Annotated in this window: 27 protein-coding genes; 6 read left to right on the top strand and 21 right to left on the bottom strand. The window is 39.7% G+C overall.

Annotation, left to right across the window (positions count from 1 at the left end):
• The 8 genes from tolA to F984_RS04770 all read right to left on the bottom strand — a co-directional run.
• Window positions 1-817: cell envelope integrity protein TolA (gene tolA, locus F984_RS22985; protein ID WP_004707490.1), on the bottom strand; the 817-nt coding region annotated here is incomplete at its 3' end.
• Between the two features lie 3 nt (window positions 818-820).
• Entirely contained in the window at window positions 821-1,273 is a 453-nt protein-coding gene (tolR, locus tag F984_RS04740; protein WP_002052868.1) for a protein TolR, read from the bottom strand.
• Window positions 1,273-1,971: a protein TolQ gene (tolQ, locus tag F984_RS04745; protein ID WP_002052880.1), complete on the bottom strand. Its 699-nt coding sequence runs from the start codon at window positions 1,969-1,971 to the stop codon at window positions 1,273-1,275. The genes tolR and tolQ overlap by 1 nt, the downstream gene beginning before the upstream one ends.
• Window positions 1,972-1,995: 24 nt before the next feature.
• Window positions 1,996-2,403: a tol-pal system-associated acyl-CoA thioesterase gene (ybgC, locus tag F984_RS04750; RefSeq protein ID WP_002052673.1), complete on the bottom strand. Its 408-nt coding sequence runs from the start codon at window positions 2,401-2,403 to the stop codon at window positions 1,996-1,998.
• 209 nt (window positions 2,404-2,612) lie between these two features.
• Window positions 2,613-3,947, bottom strand: a complete 1,335-nt coding sequence (locus F984_RS04755) for a M20 family metallopeptidase (RefSeq protein ID WP_004707493.1) — start codon at window positions 3,945-3,947, stop codon at window positions 2,613-2,615.
• A 203-nt stretch (window positions 3,948-4,150) separates the two neighbouring features.
• The gene (gene ruvB / locus F984_RS04760) at window positions 4,151-5,155 is read right to left on the bottom strand and encodes a Holliday junction branch migration DNA helicase RuvB (RefSeq protein ID WP_004707494.1); all 1,005 of its coding nucleotides are present in this window, start codon (window positions 5,153-5,155) and stop codon (window positions 4,151-4,153) included.
• 8 nt (window positions 5,156-5,163) lie between these two features.
• Window positions 5,164-5,763 carry a Holliday junction branch migration protein RuvA gene (gene ruvA, locus F984_RS04765; RefSeq protein WP_004707498.1) on the bottom strand — a complete coding sequence of 200 codons (600 nt, stop codon included), beginning with the start codon at window positions 5,761-5,763 and terminating at the stop codon, window positions 5,164-5,166.
• Window positions 5,764-5,854: 91 nt separating this feature from the next.
• Window positions 5,855-7,195 (bottom strand): deoxyguanosinetriphosphate triphosphohydrolase, encoded by a 1,341-nt coding sequence (locus F984_RS04770; RefSeq protein ID WP_002052941.1) that lies wholly within the window; start codon window positions 7,193-7,195, stop codon window positions 5,855-5,857.
• 309 nt (window positions 7,196-7,504) lie between these two features.
• Here F984_RS04770 and purL point away from each other — a divergent pair, with 309 nt between their 5' ends.
• The 4 genes from purL (at window position 7,505) to F984_RS04790 (ending at window position 13,338) form a co-directional block, all read left to right on the top strand.
• The gene (purL, locus tag F984_RS04775) at window positions 7,505-11,338 is read left to right on the top strand and encodes a phosphoribosylformylglycinamidine synthase (RefSeq protein WP_004707500.1); all 3,834 of its coding nucleotides are present in this window, start codon (window positions 7,505-7,507) and stop codon (window positions 11,336-11,338) included.
• Between the two features lie 82 nt (window positions 11,339-11,420).
• Window positions 11,421-12,626 carry a multidrug effflux MFS transporter gene (locus F984_RS04780; protein ID WP_004707501.1) on the top strand — a complete coding sequence of 402 codons (1,206 nt, stop codon included), beginning with the start codon at window positions 11,421-11,423 and terminating at the stop codon, window positions 12,624-12,626.
• A 200-nt stretch (window positions 12,627-12,826) separates the two neighbouring features.
• A complete protein-coding gene (locus tag F984_RS23105; RefSeq protein ID WP_004707503.1) occupies window positions 12,827-12,952 on the top strand; it encodes a KGW motif small protein in 126 nt (41 codons plus the stop codon).
• Window positions 12,953-13,020: 68 nt separating this feature from the next.
• A complete protein-coding gene (locus F984_RS04790; RefSeq protein WP_004707506.1) occupies window positions 13,021-13,338 on the top strand; it encodes a YqfO family protein in 318 nt (105 codons plus the stop codon).
• Here the strand turns inward: F984_RS04790 and F984_RS04795 are convergent.
• On the bottom strand, window positions 13,335-14,135 hold the full coding sequence (locus F984_RS04795) for an enoyl-CoA hydratase-related protein (RefSeq protein WP_004707508.1): 801 nt from the start codon (window positions 14,133-14,135) through the stop codon (window positions 13,335-13,337). The genes F984_RS04790 and F984_RS04795 overlap by 4 nt on opposite strands.
• Window positions 14,136-14,244: 109 nt before the next feature.
• Between F984_RS04795 and F984_RS04800 the strand changes: the two genes are divergently transcribed.
• On the top strand, window positions 14,245-14,820 hold the full coding sequence (locus F984_RS04800) for a nicotinate-nicotinamide nucleotide adenylyltransferase (RefSeq protein WP_004707509.1): 576 nt from the start codon (window positions 14,245-14,247) through the stop codon (window positions 14,818-14,820).
• Between the two features lie 11 nt (window positions 14,821-14,831).
• Here the strand turns inward: F984_RS04800 and F984_RS04805 are convergent, their stop codons facing one another.
• From F984_RS04805 to dapD, 8 genes are all read right to left on the bottom strand, one after another.
• Window positions 14,832-15,194 carry a glyoxalase superfamily protein gene (locus F984_RS04805; RefSeq protein WP_004707511.1) on the bottom strand — a complete coding sequence of 121 codons (363 nt, stop codon included), beginning with the start codon at window positions 15,192-15,194 and terminating at the stop codon, window positions 14,832-14,834.
• 11 nt (window positions 15,195-15,205) lie between these two features.
• Entirely contained in the window at window positions 15,206-15,775 is a 570-nt protein-coding gene (locus F984_RS04810) for a CAP domain-containing protein (RefSeq protein ID WP_004707512.1), read from the bottom strand.
• 121 nt (window positions 15,776-15,896) lie between these two features.
• Entirely contained in the window at window positions 15,897-16,358 is a 462-nt protein-coding gene (locus F984_RS04815; protein ID WP_004707515.1) for a peroxiredoxin, read from the bottom strand.
• A 17-nt stretch (window positions 16,359-16,375) separates the two neighbouring features.
• On the bottom strand, window positions 16,376-17,062 hold the full coding sequence (locus F984_RS04820) for a Dph6-related ATP pyrophosphatase (RefSeq protein ID WP_004707517.1): 687 nt from the start codon (window positions 17,060-17,062) through the stop codon (window positions 16,376-16,378).
• A gap of 91 nt (window positions 17,063-17,153) precedes the next feature.
• Entirely contained in the window at window positions 17,154-17,570 is a 417-nt protein-coding gene (locus F984_RS04825; RefSeq protein ID WP_002052853.1) for a hypothetical protein, read from the bottom strand.
• Between the two features lie 13 nt (window positions 17,571-17,583).
• A complete protein-coding gene (queC, locus tag F984_RS04830) occupies window positions 17,584-18,255 on the bottom strand; it encodes a 7-cyano-7-deazaguanine synthase QueC (RefSeq protein WP_001247780.1) in 672 nt (223 codons plus the stop codon).
• A gap of 40 nt (window positions 18,256-18,295) precedes the next feature.
• Window positions 18,296-19,006 (bottom strand): 7-carboxy-7-deazaguanine synthase QueE, encoded by a 711-nt coding sequence (queE, locus tag F984_RS04835; protein WP_002052669.1) that lies wholly within the window; start codon window positions 19,004-19,006, stop codon window positions 18,296-18,298.
• A 78-nt stretch (window positions 19,007-19,084) separates the two neighbouring features.
• Window positions 19,085-19,906: a 2,3,4,5-tetrahydropyridine-2,6-dicarboxylate N-succinyltransferase gene (gene dapD, locus F984_RS04840; protein ID WP_002052807.1), complete on the bottom strand. Its 822-nt coding sequence runs from the start codon at window positions 19,904-19,906 to the stop codon at window positions 19,085-19,087.
• 285 nt (window positions 19,907-20,191) lie between these two features.
• Here dapD and carO point away from each other — a divergent pair, with 285 nt between their 5' ends.
• Window positions 20,192-20,932 (top strand): ornithine uptake porin CarO type 3, encoded by a 741-nt coding sequence (gene carO / locus F984_RS04845; protein WP_004707522.1) that lies wholly within the window; start codon window positions 20,192-20,194, stop codon window positions 20,930-20,932.
• Between the two features lie 87 nt (window positions 20,933-21,019).
• On the opposite strand, the gene F984_RS04850 is transcribed toward carO, so the two are convergent.
• The 4 genes from F984_RS04850 to cysT form a co-directional block, all read right to left on the bottom strand.
• On the bottom strand, window positions 21,020-21,943 hold the full coding sequence (locus tag F984_RS04850) for a CysB family HTH-type transcriptional regulator (RefSeq protein WP_002052645.1): 924 nt from the start codon (window positions 21,941-21,943) through the stop codon (window positions 21,020-21,022).
• A gap of 71 nt (window positions 21,944-22,014) precedes the next feature.
• Window positions 22,015-23,076 carry a sulfate/molybdate ABC transporter ATP-binding protein gene (locus tag F984_RS04855; RefSeq protein ID WP_002052588.1) on the bottom strand — a complete coding sequence of 354 codons (1,062 nt, stop codon included), beginning with the start codon at window positions 23,074-23,076 and terminating at the stop codon, window positions 22,015-22,017.
• An 11-nt stretch (window positions 23,077-23,087) separates the two neighbouring features.
• Window positions 23,088-23,972 carry a sulfate ABC transporter permease subunit CysW gene (gene cysW, locus F984_RS04860; protein ID WP_004707525.1) on the bottom strand — a complete coding sequence of 295 codons (885 nt, stop codon included), beginning with the start codon at window positions 23,970-23,972 and terminating at the stop codon, window positions 23,088-23,090.
• On the bottom strand, window positions 23,969-24,802 hold the full coding sequence (gene cysT / locus F984_RS04865; protein WP_004707527.1) for a sulfate ABC transporter permease subunit CysT: 834 nt from the start codon (window positions 24,800-24,802) through the stop codon (window positions 23,969-23,971). Before cysT ends, cysW begins: the two co-directional genes overlap by 4 nt.
• Window positions 24,803-24,815: the final 13 nt, after the last annotated feature.

Genomic DNA, 24,815 nt, shown 5'->3' on the forward strand with positions numbered 1-24,815 from the left:
GCTTAGCCTCTTCAGCCGCTTTCTGCTTTTGGGCTTTCGCATCAGCTTCAGCTTTACGCTTGGCTTCCTCAGCTACTTTCTGCTGTTTAACTTTCGCATCTTCAGCCGCTTTACGTTTAGCATCTTCCGCAGCTTTGCGGGCCTCATGTTTAGCTTTTGCCTCAGCTTCAGCTTTACGTTTTGCTTCTTGCTGTGCCTGAAGTTTTGCATTTTCTGCTTCACGTTTTAGTTTTGCGTCAGCCTCAGCTTTACGTTTGGCTTCCTCAGCAGCTTTGCGAGCTTCACTTTGTTCATGTTTAGTTTTTGCTTCAGCTTCAGCTTTACGCTTTTGTTCAGCTTCAACTTTTGCAGCTTTCGCTTCAGCTTGACGCTTAGCTTCAGCCTGCTGTTTTTGAGCTTCCTCTAAACGTTGTTGTTCCACAGCTTGCTTCGCTTTAGCAGCTTCTTCAGCTTTACGTTTTTCCTCAGCTAATTTTGCTTGCTCAGCTTTTTGCTTTTGGGCAACCAGATGTTGTGCTGTTGGTGGAGGAGGTGGCACTGGTGCTGCTGGAATATTTTGAGGAACATTTTCATCCACAATCGGACTTAAAACTTCTTCAGCCTGATTTTCTGCTGTGGTTTGTTGCTCAACTTCTTTTGCTAAAGGCGGTGGTAAATCTTCTGGCTTAACTAAAATAGTCGTCAGCTTTTTTGGCTGTTCAGGTGGTTTACTCAAGCCTAAAAAAAGCAAGCCGACAATAGCAATTGCATGAACTCCAAGTGTGAAGCCCAATGCAATTGCATTTTGTTTAAAAGGAGGCTTTTGATTTTTGTTCATAGCTTATTTTAAAGGCTCTGTCAGAAGGCCAACTTGCGTTAAACCTGCTTCTTGTAAACTTGCCATCAATGATACGACTTCGCCATAAGGACGAGATTTATCACCATTCACTAAAACTGTAAGCTGTTTGTTTTCTTGTTCAGCTTGCTTTTGTGCTTCACTTAAAACAGATTCAAGTTTTTCACGAGAAAGTGGTTCGTTATCTTTGTAGTCTTGATATTGAAGATAAATATTGCCGTCTTTACCAATGGTTACCATGGCTGGCATATCTTTGGATTCAATTGGACGATTATTTGCCTGCGGTAAATCAACTTTAATACCGCTAGTAATCATGGGAGCAGTCACCATGAAAATGACTAAAAGCACAAGCATTACATCGATATAAGGCACGACGTTCATGTCACTTTTTAATGGTTTTTTTATGCGCTCAAAGCGCCCTGAACGTTGAATAGCCATTATGCATCTTCCTGTGATGAACCCACAGATTGACGTTGCAATAAAGCAATCATTTCTTCGGCAAATAGTGCGCGGTCAGAGTAGACGCTTTCACCTTTAGCCGTAAAGTGGTTAAAAGCTAATACCGCAGGAATTGCAGCAAATAAACCAATAGCAGTTGCAATAAGCGCTTCAGCAATACCCGGCGCAACTGTTGCTAAAGTCACTTGATCAACGGCAGCCAAACCGATAAAGGCATTCATGATTCCCCAAACTGTACCGAATAAACCGATATATGGAGCAACAGAACCGATACTTGCTAGAGTACCTAGGCCATATTCAAGAGTACCCTGATCACGACTTAAACCTACACGTAAAATACGCTCGGTGCCTTCGATCGTTTGAGAGGTAGACGCGTTACGCTTTTTAAGTTTGAAAAACTCACTCAGTCCTTGATAAAAGATATCCTCAAGGCCTGAGCGTTTTGAATTGAGTTGTGCGTTGTTATAGAGCGTATTAAGTTCAGCACCAGACCAGAACATTTTTTGGAAATGTTCATCACCTTGACGTGCTTTTTTATAACCCATATGTAACTTGGCAATTAAGTACCAACTAAAGATTGATGCTAACAATAAAATTAGCATGACCAATTGGACGACTGGACTTGCTTGTAAGATAAGGTCAGAAATATGCAGGGTTGATTCAATGTTTGTTGCCATAGTTACATATGCCGGTTGCTTTTTTTAGTCTTGTTCCAATTCTTTACGAATAAGATCACGTATTTCTTCAGGAAGGCGACGTGGCATCATTTCTTTACTTAAACATGCCAATTCAACCTCGCCAGAAGCAAGCAAGATTTCACCACGATAAATATTTTGTTGCAACACAAATGACGCAGCTTTACATGAAACTACACGTGCTGTAACAGTAATTAAGTCATCCATTAAAATAGGACGCATGTATTTCACATCAATTTTATGAACAACAAAGTTGTAATCTTTTTGACGCCAGTAATGGTCAACACCAGCAGCGCGGAGCCATTCTGTACGGGTACGTTCCATATAGCGAATGTGGTTGGCATGGTAAACAATACCACCTGCGTCCGTATCTTCGATATAAACACGAATGTTGAATTCAAAATGATTCGCCATGAGAGTATTCCGTTTTAGTTCACTATAGAGCTTTATATTTAAAATATGACTGCTGAATAAAACATCAGTTCTATCTCAAGTCATACATCTGCTTTTAAATACGGGGCAGTTTAGCAGATTGCATACTAAGTCCTATGGCACAACCTTTCAATTGCGATGGCTGTCTTTGTTGTCTAAAACGGTACCCTCTATGCAAGCATATTGTTAAGTTAAGACTGTTTCCACGCAGCCTGAACTTGTTTAGCTATATTGGGATAATCGAATACAAATCTTATATGCAGCTCAGTTCCTGTTTTTAAGGCCTTATCATCTACAATAAAATAGGGACTATGATTTGGTGCAGCTTGAGTTAAATCATGATTTTCTGGTGTTGCACCCAAGAAAATAAAAAATGAGGGCATTAATTTGCCATAATAGGCAAAATCTTCACTTGCGCTTGCATTATGATCCAAAACATGAAGTTTTGAGTTTCCAACAACCTTGAGTAATGTTGGTTGAATAAGTTGAGTCAGTGCTTTGTCATTCATTGTTACGGGAGCATAGGGCGCAATTTCAACTTTGGCAGTCACATCATTGGCTTGAGCATTATGCTCTATCATGGCTGGTAAACTTTTTAAGATATTCGCCCGTATCTGTTCGTTATTAGAACGAATAGTCCCCACCATATTAACTTGTTCAGGAATTATATTTCCTGCTGTGCCACCCTGAATATTACCAATGCTCACTACACCCATACCTTTGGTGAGATCAGTCCTTCGGCTAATAAGGCTTTGTAAATTATTAATCATTTGTGCCGATGCATAAATTGGATCTCTACCTAACCAAGGGGTAGAGCCATGTACTTGCTTGCCGTTGACTTGGATACGTAAATGATCTGCACTATTTAAAATAGCACCGTCTTTATAATAAAGATGTCCACTTTGCATACCAGATATGACATGTATGCCAAAAATGGCTTCAGGTTTATAGTCTCTAAATGCTCCATCTGCGATCATTTTTCTTGATCCGATTTGATCACCTTGCGTGAAATTGTCTATATCTGCTCCACCTTCTTCAGCGGGTTGAAAAACAAAGACAACGGTACCTGATATTTTATCTTTATTGGCAGCCAGAATTTTTGCAGCCCCTAATAACATTGCAGTGTGCGCATCATGTCCACAAGCATGCATTACATAGGTTTCTTTACCTTGGTAAATTGCTTTTTGTTTACTTGCAAATGGCACACCACTTTTTTCTTCCATAGGTAGTGCATCCATATCGGCTCTAAGCGCAATAATAGGGCCGGGTTTATTTCCTTTTAAAATACCTACAACCCCTGTTTTGGCATAACCCGTTTTGACTTGAATGCCATAAGACTTTAATTCTTTTTGAACAAGTGCAGATGTTTTAAATTCCATATTGCCAAGTTCAGGATTTTGATGAATATGTTGTCTTAACTGAATGACCTGATTTTCATTTTGTTGTGCAGCATCTTTGATCCAATCTGCTAGGCTCAGTTGACTCATTAAGGCGAATGGCAGAAGTAAAGCGGCTTTTTTGTACATGTCCTTATCCTAAAAATATTATTGTTCATAAGATTTAATATCTAGATTTCTTATAATTCAGTTTTTAAAAATATTAAAAAATCAATAAGGTATAAATAAAGACTTAAAAGGTATAGAGTAATTAACTTATTGATAAGACAATTATTATTTGAGTTAAAAAGAATAGTTAAATTAAAAAGGAAGAGAAAATTCTCTTCCTTTGATTAGTTTTTAGGCTCAGGGGGCGTTATTCCAAACTGTAAATAAGATTGGTTGGTTGCTATACGACCTCGTGCGGTACGCATGACATAACCTTGTTGAATTAAATAAGGTTCAATCACGTCTTCAAGTGTACCGCTGTCTTCAGCCATGGCAGCTGCAAGCGCTTCAACTCCAGCAGGACCGCCATCAAAACGCTCGAGTAACATGCTCAAATAACGTCGGTCTAAAGTATCTAAGCCAGCTTTATCAACATTGAGCATATCAAGCGCACGTTGTGCCATTTCATGAGTCACTTCACCCGTACCTTTTACTTGTGCATAGTCGCGAACACGTCGTAATAAGCGATTGGCAATACGCGGTGTACCGCGTGAGCGACGAGCTACTTCTTCTGCACCTTCAACTGTAATTGGTACATCCATGAGGTTTGCAGAACGAGAAACAATATGAGTTAGATCTTCTACAGAGTAGAACTCAAGACGCTGCACAATACCAAAACGGTCGCGTAGAGGTGAGGTGAGTAAGCCGGCACGTGTGGTGGCAGCAACGAGCGTAAAAGGTGGTAAATCTAGTTTAATTGAACGAGCAGCAGGGCCTTCACCAATCATGATATCGAGTTGGTAATCTTCCATTGCCGGATACAGAATTTCTTCAATCACTGGAGAAAGACGGTGAATTTCATCAATAAATAAAACATCGCCTTCTTCAAGGTTGGTGAGCATTGCAGCCAAATCACCCGCACGCTCTAAAACAGGTCCTGAAGTGGATTTGAGATTGCCACCCATTTCACGCGCAATAATATTGGCAAGCGTGGTTTTTCCTAAGCCCGGTGGACCGAAAATCAGTGTGTGATCGAGTGCTTCACCACGACCACGAGCCGCACCGATGAAAATTTCCATTTGCTCGCGTACAACTGGCTGTCCAATATAATCGGCAAGTGAAGTCGGTCGAATAGCCCGATCAAAATGATCTTCAGGTTTTTCTGTTCCACTGATTAGACGGTCTTGCATAAGTGTATTTACTTCATCATTGATTTAAGAGCAGCACGAATAATATCGGCTGATTCAGTGTAATCGGCTTTAACCGCAGCTACAGCTTTTTGTGCTTCAAGTGGTTTATAACCTAAAGACTGTAATGCTGCTTCTGCTTCAGCAACTGGAGAGTTCGCAGCAAATTGAATTTGAGGCATGGTAGCCACAGTTGAAGTGCCTTGAGCCAAGGTTTTGAAACGGTCACGTAGTTCAATCATTAAACGTTCAGCCGTTTTTTTACCTACGCCTGGAACTTTGACCAAAGTGTTTACATCGTCATGTTCAATTGTGTGTACTAGCAATTCAACACTTAAAGTAGAGAGAATACCTAATGCCATTTTCGGGCCAACACCATTTACTTTTAATAAGGTGCGGAAAATTGTTTTCTCTTGAGCATCACTAAAACCATAAAGCTGCTGAGCATCTTCACGGACGACCAAATGCGTCCATAGCGTAACTTTCTGGCCTTTTTGTAATTGGCAAAATGTTGAAAGTGGCGTATCAATTTCATAGCCCACACCATTTACATTCAGTAAGACAGTTGGGGCTTCTAAGGCAAACACTTCGCCAATTAAACATCCGATCATAGCGTAATTTCACTTATTCATAACTGTAAATCTGGTCGTTCTAAATTTATTAAAACGACACTAGCTGTATTTCTTTCTATATTAAGGCAACTTAAAACAAGCCGATTTTATTACCTTGTAGCTCTTGCGCCAAGCTATAAGCCTGATGATCTGAAAACTTACTAATAATATCGAGTACCTGCATGATATTGTTGTAGTGGTTGTTGCTAAAGCGAGCACCGTATAAATGGAGAATAGACATTAAACGTTGCTCTTTAAAGCTTAAAGATTTATGCGGCATGGTTAATGGTACAAATGCATCAAGAATAGTTTGCAAACTTTGATGAGCAATAATTTCTAAACCAGACTTTTGTGGATGTTCAAATATTTTTTCACGAGCCAGATTTTTAGCTGTTTCAATACCTTTAGCAATATCTGGCGAGCAGTATTGTAAAAGGCTACCTTGAAGCTGACCCGTAATAATTTCATACTGATGCTTAGCAAAAGCTGTTGTGACTTCATCGACCAAACGTTTCATAACACGGCCACGTAATGCCGAAATTTTTTGTTGCCATGTACTGCTCGGCTGTGACAACTCTTCAGGTTGACCATAATCTGCAATTAAGTTCAGAAAAATCGGTTCAACTTCTTGATAGTGCAGCATATTTAAAATAATGCCATCTTCTAAGTCGATGAGGGCATAGCAAATATCATCTGCTGCTTCTAATAAATAGGTGAGTGGATGGCGGCAGTAGTGATATTCACCTAATTGAATGAGACCAAGCTGTTCAGCAATTTGTTTTAAAATTTCTTTTTCAGACTGATAACAACCAAATTTCGCCCGTTGGTGAGAGGGACGATCGCCTTGGGAAGCAATTGTTTTTGAAAGCCAAGGATATTTTAAATAAGCGCCTAAGGTCGCGTAAGTTAAACGCATGCCTCCATCATCTGGATGATAGTCAATACGGGTTAATAGGCGTAAACCTTGAGCATTACCTTCAAACTGACGAACATCGGCTTCTTCTTCGGGCGTCAATTTTTTTAGAAAATCATTATGTGAGGCATCGTCAAACCATTCACGAATCGCATACTCGCCGGCATGACCGAAGGGTGGGTTGCCAATATCATGAGCAAGGCAGGCTGCTTGAATGATTGCACCGACATCGGCAGGAGAAATCCAAACGGGCAATTCATCTTTTATTTTTTCGGCTGCCAGCATGCCCATGGAACGGCCAATACAGGAAACCTCAAGGGAGTGAGTTAAACGGGTATGGATACCGTCATGCTGTGCTAAAGGGTGAACTTGGGTCTTACGGTTTAACTGACGAAAACTTTGTGAAAATATAATGCGGTCATAATCTTTATGAAATGGGCTACGAGCCAGCTCTGTACTGCTTTTTTTGCTACCTAAACGAACCGCAGAAAGCAGTTCTAACCAACGCATTTGTTCCATTTATCATTATTCAAAACTATAAAGCCTGATCATGCCAAAAAAAACTTAAAAGCACTAGCGTGGTGCGACATAGTTTGTCTTAGTTCAGGTTTTATTATGTTATTGAATAAACATGAAACAATTTATTTTGAGTGAGAATGATTAAAAAAATGATTTTGAACAAAAAACACGTCACTTCTTGCAGAATTAGGTTACAGAATACTGATTCTACATCTAGCTGATTTTAGCAAGACACAGTAGAATATGCGCTCTCTCTAAAGTCACATTGCGGTAAGGTTCACAAGACCTGCCCGTGGAGCCAAAATCAACATGTTTATCGTGGCCGGTGCAGCAGCACATTCTTCTTTTAAGAAAGCTCAACTATTAACACGTTTATCGTCAATTAGTTCTGTTCAATCTTTTGACAGCCAATGGGTCTATTTGTTTGATCAAGCGCTCAACGAGCAGCAACATCAATCTGCTTTGCAATTATTAAATGACGGTGAGTCTTTTGAACTTCGTCAACCTGCAAGTGATGAGATTCAGATTTTAGTGACACCACGTGTGGGTACTATTTCACCTTGGTCTTCTAAAGCAACTGACATTTTCAAAAACTGTAATACGCCAGTTCACCGTTTAGAACGTGGTCTTTTATTTACGTTAAAAGGTGTTTCTGAAATTTCTAATGAAGTAAAACAAGTACTTCATGACCGTATGACTGAAACTGTTTTTGCACAAATTGAAGATGCAAGAGCACTATTTTCAGAAACAGCACCAAAACCTTTAAATTCAATTGATATTTTAGGTCAAGGTAAAGAAGCATTAGTAAAAGCCAACAACGAATTTGGTTTTGCTTTATCTGAACAAGAAATTGATTATTTAACAGAAGCATTTACTCGACTTGGTCGTAACCCAAATGACATCGAGTTAATGATGTTTGCACAAGCAAACTCTGAACATTGTCGTCATAAAATCTTCGGTTCTGAATGGACAATTGATGGTGAAAAACAACCATTATCATTGTTCCAAATGATTAAAAACACTTATAAAGAATCACCAACTGACGTGTTATCGGCATATAAAGATAACGCTTCTGTAATTGTTGGTTATGACACGATGCGTTTTTATCCGAAAGCAGATGAAAACGGTCATTTTGTTTACAAATATAAGAGCCAAGCTGCTCATATTTTAATGAAGGTTGAAACGCACAACCACCCAACAGCAATTTCTCCATTTGCTGGTGCAGCAACAGGTTCAGGCGGTGAAATCCGTGATGAAGGTGCAACTGGTCGTGGTGGTAAACCAAAAGCGGGTTTAACAGGCTTTACAGTTTCTAACTTAAATATTCCTGGTTTTGAACAACCTTGGGAAGAAAACTACGGTAAACCTTCACGTATGGCATCGCCATTACAAATTATGATTGAAGGTCCATTAGGTGGCGCGGCATTTAACAACGAATTCGGTCGTCCTGCATTAAATGGTTATTTCCGTACTTTCGAACAAAATGTAAATGGTGAAGTGAAGGGCTTCCATAAGCCAATCATGATTGCTGGTGGTTACGGTAACATTCGTCCTGACCATGTAGAAAAAGATGCGATTCAACCGGGTGATCTGCTCATTGTATTGGGTGGTCCTGCGATGTTAATCGGTCTTGGTGGTGGTGCAGCCTCTTCTGTAGATAGCGGCACAATGGGTGAAAGCCTTGATTTCGCATCTGTACAACGTGAAAACCCAGAAATGGAACGCCGTTGTCAAGAAGTGATTGATACATGCTGGCGTTTAGAAGACTTCAACCCAATCGTATCTATTCATGACGTAGGTGCAGGTGGTTTATCAAATGCAATGCCTGAGCTTGTAAACGACCATGAGTTAGGTGCAGTTCTTAACCTTCGTAAGATTCCTTCATTAGAGCCGGGCATGAGCCCAATGGAAATCTGGTCAAATGAAGCACAAGAGCGTTATGTTCTTGCAATTCGTCCAGAGTCTTTAGAACAGTTCGAATCAATCTGTGCTCGTGAACGTTGTCCGTTTGCCGTGTTAGGTGAAGCAACTGAAGCTCGTCACTTAACTGTTGAAGATCCATTGTTCCAAAACAACGCAGTTGATATCCCAATGCAAGTGATGCTTGGTGGTACACCGCGTATGCAACGTTCTTATGAAACAATTGAACGTAAAGGTAACGAATTTGACGCTTCAAAAGTTGATTTGAAAGATGCCATTTTCCGTGTATTGAAAAATCCTACAGTTGCATCTAAGTCATTCTTGATCACCATTGGTGACCGTTCAATTACAGGTATGGTTGCACGTGACCAAATGGTTGGTCGTTGGCAGATTCCTGTTGCAGATGCAGCAGTAACGACTACAAGCCTACAAGGCTTCACTGGTGAAGCAATGGCAATGGGGGAGCGTCCGCCAGTTGCATTGTTGAATCCAGCAGCGTCTGCTCGTTTGGCAGTTGCTGAAGCAATTACCAATATTGCATGTGCAAACATTGAACAAATTAGCGATATCAAACTTTCAGCAAACTGGATGGCTGCTGCTGGTCAAAAAGGTGAAGACCAAGCATTGTTTGAAGGTGTGAAAGCGATTGGTATGGAAATGTGTCCTGCTTTAGGAATTGCGATTCCTGTAGGTAAAGACTCACTTTCAATGCGTACCACTTGGAATGAAAACGGCGAAGATAAAGCTGTAACATCTCCAATGACTGGTGTAATTACTGCATTTGCTCCAGTAGCTGATGTTCGTAAGACTTTAACGCCTGAACTTAAGAATTTAGAAGATTCAGTACTTGTACGTATTGATTTATCTAAAGGTCAGTTCCGTTTAGGTGGTTCGATTCTTGCGCAAGTATATAAAGCAATTGGTTCAGTCACTCCAGATGTTGATAGTTTTGATGATTTCAAAGCGTTCTTTGCTTTAATTCAAGACTGGAATAACCGTGGCTTGATTCAAGCTTACCACGACATCGGTGATGGTGGTTTACTTGCAACTGTAGCTGAAATGATGTTTGCTTCACGTTTAGGTGTAGCATTAGAGAACCAAACTACTGCGGGCTTATTTGCAGAAGAAATTGGTGCAGTAGTTCAAATCAAAGCAGCTGATTGGGAAGCTTTACAAGCAGAAGTTGCTGCTTCTAGCTTAAAAGATGCAATTGCTGTAGTTGGTCGTGTAAATAACACCGATCAATTATCTGTAAATGGCTTAACTTTAGAGCGTGCAGAGTTACAACAAGCTTGGTCTGAAGTATCTCATCAGATCCAACGTTTACGTGATAACGTAGAAACTGCTGACCAAGAATTTGCTTTAATTGCAGATAAATCACATCAAGGCTTAATTGCTAAACCAACATTTGACTTGAATGAACCTATTGAAGCACCGTTCATTAACACACGTCGTCCGAATATGGCAATCTTGCGTGAGCAAGGCGTAAATGGTCATATTGAGATGGCGGCAGCCTTTGACAAGGTTGGTTTCAATACCGTTGACGTGCACATGAGTGATTTACTTGCTGGTCGTGTAAGCCTAAGTGATTTCGAAGGCTTGGTAACTTGTGGTGGTTTCTCTTACGGTGACGTAATGGGTGCTGGCGGTGGCTGGGCAAAATCAGTTCTGTTTAATGCAAAATTACGTGATCAATTCGAGCAATTCTTCCACCGTGAAGGTACGTTTAGCTTAGGTATCTGTAATGGTTGCCAAATGTTGTCACAATTAGCACCGCTTATTCCGGGTGCTGAACACTGGCCACGTTTCCACCGTAATATGTCAGAAGTTTTTGAAGCGCGTAGCGTAAACGTTCGTGTTGAAAAATCTGTTTCTGTATTACTAGATGGTATGGAAGGTTCGATTTTACCGATTGCTGTAGCACATGGTGAAGGCCGTGCAGTTGCTAGCGAAGCTGATATTGCAAGCTTAAATGCAGCGAATCAAGTTGCATTGCGTTATGTTGATAGTCACGGTAACCCGACTCAACATTATCCATTGAACCCGAACGGTTCGCCGGAAGCGATTACTGGTGTAACATCTAAAGACGGTCGTGCAACGATTATGATGCCGCACCCAGAGCGTACTTTCCGTGCTATCCAGCATTCTTGGAGTCCAGAAGAGTGGACTGAAGACGGTGCTTGGTTACGTATGTTCCGTAACGCACGTAAGTTTATTGGATAATATAAAAATTGAAATAAGCCACCGTCAGGTGGCTTATTTGTATGTAGTACAATGTGAATAAAATAAATAGTAGAGAAGAAAAATGAATTCAAAAATCCATTTCCGTGAGTTTGCACTTCTGATGGCATTACTCATGTCTATTGTTTCTTTTTCAATAGATGCTGTCTTACCTGCTTTAGGTGAGATTGGACGTGTTTTTGACTTAAAAAATAATAATCAGACACAGTGGGTCATCATTGGTATTTTTTCCGGTATGACAATAGGTCAGCTTATAGCGGGACCGCTATCCGATGCAATCGGCCGTAAGCGCATTTTATTTACCGGTATCATCATTTACTTTTTGGGAAGTTTATTGTGCTTTACCACACAAAGTTTTGAATGGTTTTTAGTAGGACGCTTCATTCAAGGTATTGGGGTTTCTGGGCCTTATGTTGCTTCTATTTCAATTGTTAGAGATAAATACAGCGGTGCTCAAATGGCCCGTATCATGTCTTTAATCATGATGGTCTTTATGGTTGCACCTGCGATTGCACCAAGTCTGGGGCAGCTTATTATTCATTTCTTTGGTTGGCGTGATATTTTTGTTTTATACATGGCGTATGCGCTAGTCGTTGGGGCATGGGTCGCTCTACGATTAGAAGAGACACTACTTCCTGAAAACCGTTTACCTATGCGTTTACAAGCATTTCAAGAGGGCTTTAAAGAAGTAGTGAGTAATAAAACCACTATGAGCTATTTGCTATGTGCAGGCTTTTGTTTTGGTGGATTTATTGGTTACTTAGGTACTTCTCAGCAAATTTTTATGCAGCAGTTTGGTAAAACAGGGCAAGAGTTTAGTGCTTATTTTGCTGTGCTTGCTGGTGTAATGGGCATTGCTTCATTTACCAATTCTAAAATTGTCATGAAATTCGGTATGCGTCCAATCTGTATTTATGGCTTTCTCGGTCTGTGCTTAATTTCACTCATTTTCTTAGGAATTCAGCTTTTAGGCGTGAGTGTAGCATTTTGGATGTTCATGCTTTATGCCTGCATTCTGTTCTTATTATTTGGAACTCTATTTGGTAATTTAAATGCGATTGCAATGGAGCCAATGGGGCATGTTGCCGGCATGGCATCGGCTATTATTGGTGCAGCGTCCTCCGTTTTGTCACTTATTCTTGCCTCTATTATTGGGCAATTATATAACGGCACATTAATTCCAATGACTTGCGGTTTTGTCATTTTATGTGGTTTAGCATTTATGATGACCGTATATGAGAACAGATATTTAAAGAAATCGAATGCTTAAAATGATTCAGAATAATGATAGCTCACTGAATTAGAAAAATTTTCTTTAAACTTAAAGTAAAGGTAAGAAAGTACGTTCTTTAAGGACTTTAAGAAAATCTACAAGAGTATAGACATAGGTGTATTTAACCCCTTATGCTTGGATTGCTGTTGGTTCAATTTTTGCTTTCTCTGTAACAACGATAAAAATCGGAGATCAAAATGATGAAAAACAAAAATCACATAAGAACGATGTACACAAGAGATAAAGGTTGGCGCTTATTTGGCTTGGCGCTTGCCATACAAGTACTTTTTATTGGAGCAAATTATTTATTAATGATGAGCTGACTTTGATTCGGGCTCTTCTTAAAGGGTATGATTTAAAGCAAATTTACTAGTTTTGAGTCATTCTATTCATGTTAAAGCTGATTTATTACGTACCTGAGTCACATCTTGAGTCGACTAAAGAGTCTATATTTGCGGCTGGAGCAGGGGGGATAGGGAACTATGAACAATGTGCTTGGCAAGTTAAAGGAATAGGGCAATTCAAGCCAGTTAAAGGAGCTGATCCTTATATTGGAGAGCTAGGTGAACTTGAGCAAGTTGACGAATGGCGTGTTGAAACGATTGTGCTTGAAGAAAAGGCAAATGCAGTGGCAAAAGCATTAAAGGCAAGCCATCCTTACGAAGAGCCTGCCTTTGAGTTTATTCAAATCATAGAAGTTGATTTTTAATTAAACTGTGAAAAGTCTGGTTTACGTTTTTGCATAAATGCCTGCACAGCTTCTAGCATTTCTGGTGATTGAACGCGTTGCATAAAGATTTCTGCTTCATGGTCAATACATTCAATAATCTGATCTAAATCATGTTTCATTAATGCTTTGGTTTGTTTTAATGAAGCAAGTGGTAAAGCTGTTAAGTGTTGAGCAGTTGCCTGAGCAGTTGCATAAGCATCTACAACGATTTCATTCACTAAGCCAGCTTGTAGAGCAGTTTCTGCATTGAACTTTTTCGCAGTAAACAGAAGTTCAGCTGCTTTGTGATAACCGGCTTGTTTAACTAATAATTGACTTGCACCACCTTCAGGAGAAAGCCCAAGGCTAACAAAAGGAATTTGGAAGAGGGCCGTATTGTCGGCAAAAACGAGGTCTGCCTGTAATAAAATCGTAACACCAATACCAATTGCTACGCCTTTTACTGCAATAATAAGCGGCTTTGATAGTCTGGCAGCAGATTTAAGGAGTACAAATGGAGGAACTTGACCTGCTGGGCCAGCATTTGGATTTTGTACAAAACCCATAAAGTCTTTCATGTCATTACCAGCGGTAAAGTCATGTTCGGCACCACGTAGAACGACTACTCGTACATCTTTATTTTGGTCAGCTTCATCAAGTGCTTTGGCAATCCATAAATAAAGTTCGCCATATAATGCATTTTTTGCTTCTGGGCGATTTATGGCTAAGGTGAGTACGCCACCTTCTAAATTTGCTTGTAAATGTTGATGAGGTTGTTGAATACAGCTAAGTGTCATCGTACTATCCTTGCTTTAAACCACGTTGTTGATTTTTAGGTTCTCATTATGGCGCATATTTTTTGTAATAAGCGTAACTGGTGAGTTCATAAAAAGTGAAAAACTCATTATGTATACATTTGATTATCTCGTTTTTATAGGTCGTTTTCAGCCATTTCACTTGGCACATATGCAAACGATCGAAATCGCGCTACAACAAAGCCGTTATGTGATTTTGGCATTAGGTTCCGCTCAAATGGAACGTAATATTAAAAATCCGTTTCTCGCGATTGAACGAGAGCAAATGATTTTATCTAATTTTTCATTAGATGAGCAAAAGCGTATTCGATTTGTGCATGTTGTCGATGTTTATAATGATGAGAAATGGGTAAAACAAGTCAAATCACTGGTAAATGGCGTGATAGAGCCGAACTCAAAAGTTGGTTTAATTGGCCACTTTAAAGATGAGTCATCTTATTATTTAAGATTATTTCCAGAATGGGTAATGGTGGAGCTGGATAGTTTAAAAGACTCTATTTCAGCAACACCAATGCGTGAGGCGTATTATCGTGGTGAAATCCAAACGGAATTTTTCCCTGTTGGAACTATTCAATTTTTAGATGAATTTAAAAAAACACGTACTTACCAACAACTTCAACAACGTTTTGAGCAAGATGACCGCTCTAACTTAGATGAAATTGAGTAATTAAATATAGATTAAGCATCTGCCCAAAAGATAATTCGGTTGGAAAAAGGATCGGTAATACTGAGTTCCAGCGTTTCCCAATCTGTTTTTTCAACCTGAGGTTTAGAAAATTTATAATCTTTTTGACTGAGTTCACTATGTAACTCATAAATATGTTCCCAATAAATACGGATTGCGCTGTGCGGACTTGCATCTCCAAAATGTTCAGATAAATGAATGATGCAATCATCTTTGGAAATCTGTAAATACAGTGGAAAGTTGTCTTCAAACTGGTGTTGCCAATCGAGCTGAAATCCTAAAAACTCAAGGTAAAATGATTGAGCTAAATCAACATCAAAAATTCTTAAAATTGGTGTAATAGAACCTGATTGCATCATTTTTCCTTTTAACGTGTACCAAATTGTTGAGTCCAATAGCTCTTTTGTTTACCTGTTTGGTCAGAAGCACAAGCAATTGCGTAAGTAGTGAATTTTGGATTCATTAAATTGCTACAGTGTAGGGGACTCGATAGCCATTTAGACATTACCTCATTTAAAGTTTTCTGCCCACTCGCGACATTTTCACCGTTGGCTTTACCAAGTGAATTATAAAGTTTTAATCGTGACTTTAGATCGAGGCCAGTCGAGCCAACATGCCCAAGAAAGTTATGTGTCGCCATATCTTCACTATGAGAAAGTGCGCCTTTATATAAATTATTATTCCAACTCAGCGGAGTGGTTGCGGAAAAATACTGCGGACCACATTGGCGTGATTGCTGACGAATTTGATTAATTGTATTAAGAATAGCTTGTTGGTAGGCAGGGTTTTGTAAATCTTGGCAGTTTATTTCTATAAATGATTTCTGAACTTGTGGTGTAGAAGAGCTCAGTGTAAGAGGCATGCTTGATGAGTTAACTGAGCAGGCAGCAGTAATAAGGCTACAAGGCAATAAAGTACAAACTTTTAGTAGATTCATAATAATGCTTGAGTTCGAATTATTTTAATATTTTTATCATACGCCAAATTAAAATATATGAGTAATTTTTGTACATGTGAAAAAGCGAGTCTTAAACCCGCTTTTTTGTTGCTCAAGCTTATTAAGCCGTTTGTAATGCTTTTAAGTCTTCTAAAACTTGTTCTGCATGTCCAGCAGCTTTTACTTTGCGATAGCTTTTAACTAAAGTTTTGTTATGGAAAATAAAAGTAGAGCGCTCGATACCCATTACTTTTTTTCCATACATATTCTTTTCTTTAATGACATCAAAGTGATTACAAAGCACTTCTTCTTTATCACTAATTAAATCAATAGTTAGAGCCTGTTTTTCTGTAAAGTTTTGGTGGGCTTTTACTGAGTCACGTGATACTCCAAAAATACGAGCACCCAAAGCATCAAACTGGTCTTTTAAACAAGAAAAACCGACAGCTTGTGTGGTACAGCCAGGAGTTGAGTCTTTAGGGTAGAAGTAAATAATCAGCCATTCATTATCGACTTCAGCCAAATTAACTCCGCCGTGTGTAGTTGGGAAAACCTGATTTGGCAGTTGAATATTTTCAGACATTTCTTATCCTTTAAAAGTTAAATTCGATCTAATTCAAGTGGTAGAAAAGCATATTCTTCATGATAAACAATATCGAGTTTTCTTACAGGAATAGCTTTGTTAAAAATTGGGCCGTCAATGACAGTGGTATGGAATTCGCCGCCCTCACCACATGGATCAATTCCGCGGTTTTCAAGTTCCTGTATATACTCTAGCGATAACACTTGACCTAAATCTTCTACCTTCATCCCGAGTTTAAGGTTTACGGTCACAATGATGCTCTGAAATCCAAGTTGAATAAACTCTTCAACAACTTCACGGTGAGGGCGTAGCCAAAGTGGCATGCCTAGTTTAAGTCCAACCATTTGAGTGACGCGATCATGCCAACAACCATGTTCAGGCATATCTAAGTCACCTGTAACCAGTACTTCTGCACCTTTTTGTTTAGCTTCATCCAATAAGTTAATGAATTTACTTTCATAGTCATTCCAACTAGATGAAGCCATAAACACGGGTAAGCCAATTGCTTTCGCTTGTGCTCGAATAATATCAAGTGGCATAGCATGGGAACGGGAGCGTTGGCCATGTTCTTCCAGCATAACGATTAAACCAATTACATTCCCAGTTCGCATTGCATCATACAGTGCAAGAGAACTGTCTTTACCTCCACTAAAGGAGACAATTGACTGTCTGTTATGTGCGTTGGTTTTCCATTGTTCTTGCATGGTTTATTTCGAATGATGAGGTCAGTGTCATTTTAACAGAGCTATAAAAAAAGCCTGCATAAATGCAGGCTTAATTTGGAGCAACAAAAGCTTATTTTTTAGGAGCTTGTTGTTGAGCTGCTTTCATCGCTTCTTCAGTTAATTTTTCAAGCTTAGTTGTTAACTGAGGACCGAAACATGCTTTAAGATCACGGTTTTGTTGTTGTACAAAAGCTAAAGAGCTTGGGCTTTTCTTCGCATTGATTGCGCTTTGGATTTCCCATTTTTGTGCTTCAGTCACTTTACCTTGTGCTTCCACTTGGCAGCTACAGAATTTGCTAACTTCAGCTGAGCTTAATTTACCGCCTTTTGCAGTTTGGTCTTTACAAACGTTGATTAATGCACCTTTAACGTTAGTGCTTTTATATGCTGCTTGAACTGGGTTATCAGCTGCATGAACTGAACCAGCCATAAGTGCAGCTGCTGAGAATAAAGATGAAAGAATAAGATTTGATTTTAACAACTTCATAAATTTTACCTACTTATTGCGGTATATAGCGTGTTGGATCGGTAACACCAGCATCGATAAAGCCTTCTTTACGCAAACGGCAACTGTCACACTTGCCACACGCACGTCCTTGAGCATCTGCTTGATAGCAAGATACCGTTTGACTATAGTCTACGCCATGTTCAATCCCTAAACGTATAATATTCGCTTTGGATAAATGTAACAGGGGTGTTTCAAATTTAAGTGGTTTTCCTTCAACGCCAGCTTTGGTTGCTAAACGAGCCATATTGGCAAAAGCATCAATAAATTCTGGGCGACAATCAGGATATCCTGAATAATCAACAGCATTGATACCAATAACAATCGCTTCAGCATTGAAAACTTCTGCTGCTGCTAAGGCATAAGAGAGGAAAATTGTGTTACGTGCTGGTACATAAGTTACAGGAATGCCTTCTTGTAATTGTTCTGGTACAGCAATGTTATGGTCTGTAAGTGCAGATCCACCTAAATTGGCTAAATCGATATTAATAACACGATGTTCAACGCCTGCGCGCTGCGCTAATGCTTTTGCTGCATCAAGTTCAGTGGTTGAGCGTTGACCATACATAAAACTAATAGCGATACATTCATAGCGCGCTTGTGCCCAAGCTAGGCAAGTGGTTGAGTCTAAGCCGCCTGAAAGTAAAACAATGGCACGAGGGCGCATATTTTTCTCCATATTCGGAATGATTTGTTTTATTGAATGACTAACGACCTGATTCATCGTTCCAGAGCAGTTTATGTAACTGTAGCTGGAAACGAACAGGCAGTTTATCGTCCAGTATCCACTGTGCCAGATCACGTGCTAAACGTGGTAGGCCAACAGCACCTTTTTCAACTGCAAAGGCAGGGGAGAACCAAACGGTACTGACTTTGGTCTGCAGTTGATATTGTTCAACTTGTTGTTTTGACCACTCATAGTCTTCACGATTACAGATCACAAATTTGATTTGGTCATGTGAAGTTAGGTAGTCAAGATTACTGATGAGATTACGATGTTCTTCACCAGAAGTTGGAGTTTTTAAATCGAGAACTTTAGAAACACGTGGGTCTACTTTTGACACATCGAGCGCGCCACTGGTTTCCAAAGAAACGTCAAAACCGGCATCGCATAAACGTTGTAATAAAATTAAGCAATTTGGCTGTGCTAGAGGTTCGCCACCAGTCACACAAATATAAGGCGTTTGATATTTTTCAGCCGTTTCAATAATGTGCTCTAGTGATAAACGTTCACCTCCTTCAAAAGAATAGGTGGTATCACAATAACTACAACGTAAAGGGCAGCCCGTTAAGCGAATAAATACAGTCGGTAGACCAGAGGCATTTGCTTCACCCTGCAACGAGTAAAAAATCTCGGTAATGCGTAAACCAGACGCAGGGTCAGAGACAGGAATTGCAGAGGAACGTAAGGAAGCCATTCTAGAAATACCACACTATATAAAAAATAAAATCTCTACGATCAGTGTTGACCGTAGAGATGCTTGATCAAACTGAAATTAGTCAGCGCGTAACAAATCGTTCAAACTTGTTTTTGCACGTGTTTGCGCATCAACTTTTTTCACGATAATTGCAGCATATAAGCTGTATTTACCGTCAGCAGACGGGATGTTACCTGGTACAACAACTGAACCAGCAGGAACGCGGCCATAATGGATTTCGCCAGTTTCACGGTCATAAATTTTGGTTGATTGACCAATGAAAACGCCCATTGAAATGACTGAACCTTCTTCAACAATAACGCCTTCAACGATTTCAGAACGCGCACCGATAAAGCAGTTGTCTTCAATAATGGTTGGGTTAGCTTGTAATGGCTCTAAAACACCACCGATACCAACACCACCAGACAAGTGAACGTTTTTACCGATTTGAGCACATGAACCTACAGTTGCCCATGTATCAACCATTGTACCTTCATCTACATAAGCACCGATATTGACATAAGATGGCATTAACACCACATTTTTAGCTTGGAAGCTACCACGACGAGCAACAGCAGGAGGAACAACACGAACACCAGCAGCTTTAAATTGCTCTTCAGTCCAACCAGAGAATTTAGTTTCAACTTTGTCGTAGAAACGAAGATCACATGACTCGATTGGTTTATTGTCATTTAGTTTAAATGATAATAAAACAGCTTTTTTTAACCATTGATGAACAACCCATTCACCATTGATTTTCTCTGCAACACGAAGTGTACCGTTATCTAATCCAGCAATTGCTTCTTCAACAGCTTGGCGAATTTCGCTTGAGCAATCTGCTGCAGTAAAGTTTGCGCGGTCTTCAAATGCTTGCTCAATGATCGTAGAAAGCTGAGACATGATCTTCCTTCCATAAAAAATTTTAAAGATTTTACACTAATTTGTGACAAGAATCTTTGAAAAAACGTGTTACGTTTAAAGCGAGAGTTAAAGTGGAAAAGCTTATTAGATAATCAAGTGTTTTTTACACAAAAATGATTTGAAAATAAAAATTTAACTCAATTTGTATCAAAAAATAACAGAAATCTAGCAGTTTTTGTATAAAAAAGAATCTATGCTCTTGAATATAATTTTTGTCACAAGCTGAATAAATTAAAAACAGAGCCTTTTCTTGAGGAGAAAACGATGAAAGTATTACGTGTTTTAGTGACAACTACAGCTTTACTTGCTGCTGGTGCTGCAATGGCAGATGAAGCTGTTGTTCATGACAGTTATGCATTCGATAAAAACCAATTAATTCCAGTAGGTGCTCGTGCTGAGGTAGGTACTACAGGTTACGGTGGCGCTTTATTATGGCAAGCAAATCCATATGTAGGTTTAGCATTGGGTTATAACGGTGGTGATATTTCTTGGTCTGATGATGTAAAAGTCAACGGTTCAACATATGACCTAGATATGGATAATAACAACGTTTATTTAAATGCTGAAATTCATCCATGGGGTGCAAGTACTAACCGTTGGGCTCAAGGTGTATATGTAGCTGCGGGTGCAGCATATCTTGATAATGACTATGACCTAAATCGTAATGTTGACGCTACACGTTCATTCCGCGTAAATAACCAAGACTTCCTTGCTAATGAAGGTGGAGTAAAAATTAACGGTAAAATGTCATATAAAAATGATATTGCTCCTTATTTAGGATTTGGTTTCGCGCCTAAAATTAATAAAAACTGGGGTGTATTTGGTGAAGTAGGTGCTTACTACACTGGTAATCCAACAGTTAAATTAGTTTCAACAGGTTCAGCTACAACTACAGGTAGTCAGTCTCTTGAAGAAGCAGTGAATGCTGAAGCTCGTAAGATTGCTAACGATGACAAATACAAATGGTTACCAGTTGGTAAAGTTGGTGTGAACTTCTTCTGGTAATAATATCCTATAAAAAAACGAGCCTCGGCTCGTTTTTTTATAGATAAAAATAAAAGAGCTAAAAAGCTCTTTTATTTTTTGCAGTTCTTATTCATCTGGATAAGCAATTTTCTTCAACGCTTTAATGTCAGCATCAGGTGAGCATAAAGAAATAAACTCATAACCGTAACCGCGTAATAAGTGACCTTTGCGAACAGCAATCCATGTAGTATTAACACCAAAGATATCAGTTTTAATTTGCTTTAAACGATAGTCACGTTCTGCATCATATGCAACATCGTTGACAATTCCGACGCCCATACCAAGTTCAACATAAGTTTTAATAACATCGGCATCAAGTGCAGACATTACGATATCTGCATCAATTTGAGCATCTTCAAATGCTTTATCAATTTTAGAGCGACCTGTAAAACCACCGTGATAAGTAATCAATGGATATTCAGATAAAGCATCAAGATCGATTTTATCGAGCTTTGCAAGTGGATGATCTTGCGGAGTAATAATACTGTGCTGCCACTGATAGTATGGAATACTTGCTAAGTTTTCTTCAGTTGTTAAAGACTCTGTCGCAATACCAATATCGGCTTCGCCTTGTAAAAGCATTTCTGCAATTTCGACAGGACTGGCTTGTTGCAAAATCAAATGGACTTTAGGGAACAGCTTTTTAAATTGATTGACAATCGGTGGTAGCACATAACGTGCTTGAGTATGCGTTGTCGCAATTGTTAAAGTACCTTCGTCCACTTTATTAAAGTCATCTGCAAGACGTTTAATATTTTCTGCATCTACAAGCATACGTTCCACAATGCTAAGTAGCGATTGGCCTGGTTCAGTTAAACCAAGTAAACGTTTACCTTTACGAACGAAAAGTTGTACACCTAACTCATCTTCTAAATCTTTAATATGTTTACTTACACCTGATTGAGAGGTATATAACGCGGCAGATGCTTCCGTTAAATTAAAGTTTTGGCGTACTGTTTCTCGGATAATTCTTAATTGTTGAAAGTTCATTTACACTTTTCCTCGAAAGAGGTGAGGAACGGCTTTAAATTCCGCGAGATGGCTCCTCACCAAATAATTCCTTAAGCAACTTGATCTGCAAATAGGTGAAGTTGAGATGCACTCACCCAAACAGTTTGATTCGGTTTAAATGCATGTTGTTTTGCAGCTTCACTGCTCAAAGCAATCTCAATTAAACGTCCATTACGATCTTGTAATTCCGCCACTACTTTTCCAGCAATCCAGACTTCACGTACAAAAGTTGCTTCAATTGTATTTGCCTGTGGTTGCGAATGAATATGTAACTCATCCGGACGGGCAAAAGCAATCACTTTTCCTTGCGGTGCCTGAACTGTAGTCGGTAATTCGATACGATCATTGCCAATACGGATAATACCGCCAGCATGTTCGCCTTCAAAACGGTTTGCTTGACCTAAGAAATCAAATACGAATGGTGTGGCAGGTTTCTCGTAAACTTCACGCGGCGAACCAATTTGTTCGACGTTACCTTTATTCATCACAATAATTTGATCAGCTACCTCAAGTGCTTCTTCTTGATCATGGGTTACGAAAATTGAAGTGATATGTAATTCGTCATGCAAGTTACGTAACCAGCGGCGTAGTTCTTTACGGACTTTGGCATCAAGTGCACCAAATGGTTCATCAAGCAATAGCACACGAGGCTCTACAGCGAGTGCTCGCGCTAAGGCAATACGTTGACGTTGACCACCAGAAAGCTGAGCAGGGTAGCGGTCTGCTAAAAAGCCCAGTTGAACCAGATCAAGCAGACGAGTAACACGTTTTTTAATCTCAGCTTCCGAAGGACGTGTCGCACGAGGGCGAACACGTAAACCAAAAGCAATATTGTCAAATACAGTCATATGGCGGAATAAAGCATAGTGCTGAAATACAAAGCCAACTTGACGTTCGCGAACATGGACATTAGTTGCATCTTCGCCTTCAAGTAATACTTGACCGCCATCGGCCGATTCTAAGCCGGCAATAATACGAAGTAGTGTGGTTTTACCGCAGCCAGATGGTCCGAGTAGCGCAACCAGCTCGCCCTCTGGAAAGTCTAGGGAAATATTTTTAAGCGCATGGAATGCACCAAAGTGTTTTTCAATATTCTTAACTTGAATACTCATGATTTCATTCCTTACGAATCAGTTGAATGCGGTTCTGGTTTGTCTTGATGTAGTTCTAACCAAGTTTTCAATACCAGTGTTAATAAGGCTAAGAAAGCAAGCAATGAGGACACGGCAAAGGCTGCACTGAAGGTGTACTCGTTATATAAAATTTCGACATGAAGTGGCAGGGTATTGGTCTCACCACGGATGTGGCCAGAAACTACCGATACTGCACCGAACTCACCCATTGCACGGGCATTACATAAAATTACGCCGTAAATCAGACCCCACTTAATGTTAGGTAATGTCACTTTCCAAAAGGTTTGCCAACCTGATGCACCAAGTACAATAGCTGCTTCTTCTTCCTCTGTTCCTTGTGCTTCCATAAGAGGAATTAATTCACGCGCGACAAAAGGAACGGTAATAAAAATGGTCGCTAAAACAATTGCAGGTACGGCATATAAAATCTTAATGTCATGATCCATTAACCAGCCGCCTAACCAACCTTGAGCACCAAAAATCAGTACAATCATTAAACCTGCAATAACAGGTGAAACTGAAAAGGGCATATCAATAATGGTGGTTAAAACTGCTTTGCCTTTAAACTGGAACTTAGAAACAGCCCATGCCGCCGCAACACCAAAAATCACATTAATCGGAACGGCAATTGCTGCGGTTAATAGTGTTAGTTTCACTGCTGACAGGGTATCTGGATCAATTAGAGCCTGAACATAAACTTCAAGGCCTTGTTTAAATGCTTCAACAAAAACCAAAATAAGAGGCAACATCAGACAGCTAAGGAAAAAGATCAGCGCAATTGTAATGAGCGTATAACGTACCCAAGTTGGTTCACGAGTTGCATCACGGGATTGCAATTTCAAGGCAAGTGCATTGCTGTCGGTATGTAGGTTCATGTGATATTTCTCCCTGTACGACGGTTTGCCCATGCTTGAAGTAAGTTAATGACAAATAAAATAATGAAAGAGAGAACTAACATCACTGCTGCAATAGTCGTTGCACCTGCATAGTCATATTCTTCAAGGCGAGAAATGATCATGAGCGGGGCAATTTCTGTTTTAAACGGCTGGTTACCTGCAATGAAAATTACAGAACCATATTCACCTACACCGCGAGCAAATGCTAAAGCAAAGCCTGTAAATAGGGCAGGGAGTAGTATTGGTAAAATAATTTTAGTAATGGTCTGCCAGCGATTTGCCCCAAGTGCAGAAGCCGCTTCCTCAAGCTCGGTTTCGATATCGCTTAATACCGGTTGAACAGTTCGAACAATAAAAGGAATACCAATAAATACTAAAGCTAGCGTAATCCCGATAGGGGTATAAGCAACATGAATACCAAGTGGTTCTAAATATTGACCAATCCAGCCAGTAGGAGCATAAAGCGAAGTGAGTGCAATACCTGCGACTGCCGTTGGTAGTGCAAAAGGTAAGTCTACTAAAGCATCAACTAGACGTTTTCCGGGAAAGTTATAACGGACAAGGCACCAAGCTAAAAGTAGTCCGAAAACAACATTAATAAACGCCGCAATTAAAGCTGAACTAAAGCTGAGTTGAAGCGATTTTAAAATACGTTCAGAGGTTAAAATTTCCCATAGTCCGTCCCATCCGATTCCAAATGATTTGATAAAGACTGCGGCTAATGGAATAAGCACAATAAAAGAAACGTAGGCGAGGGTGAAGCCCAATGATAGACCAAACCCAGGCAGCACTCGGGATCGCTGCGACATGATATTTCCTCAA

It is taken from the genome of Acinetobacter nosocomialis NIPH 2119, assembly GCF_000368085.1.
GTDB lineage: Bacteria > Pseudomonadota > Gammaproteobacteria > Pseudomonadales > Moraxellaceae > Acinetobacter > Acinetobacter nosocomialis.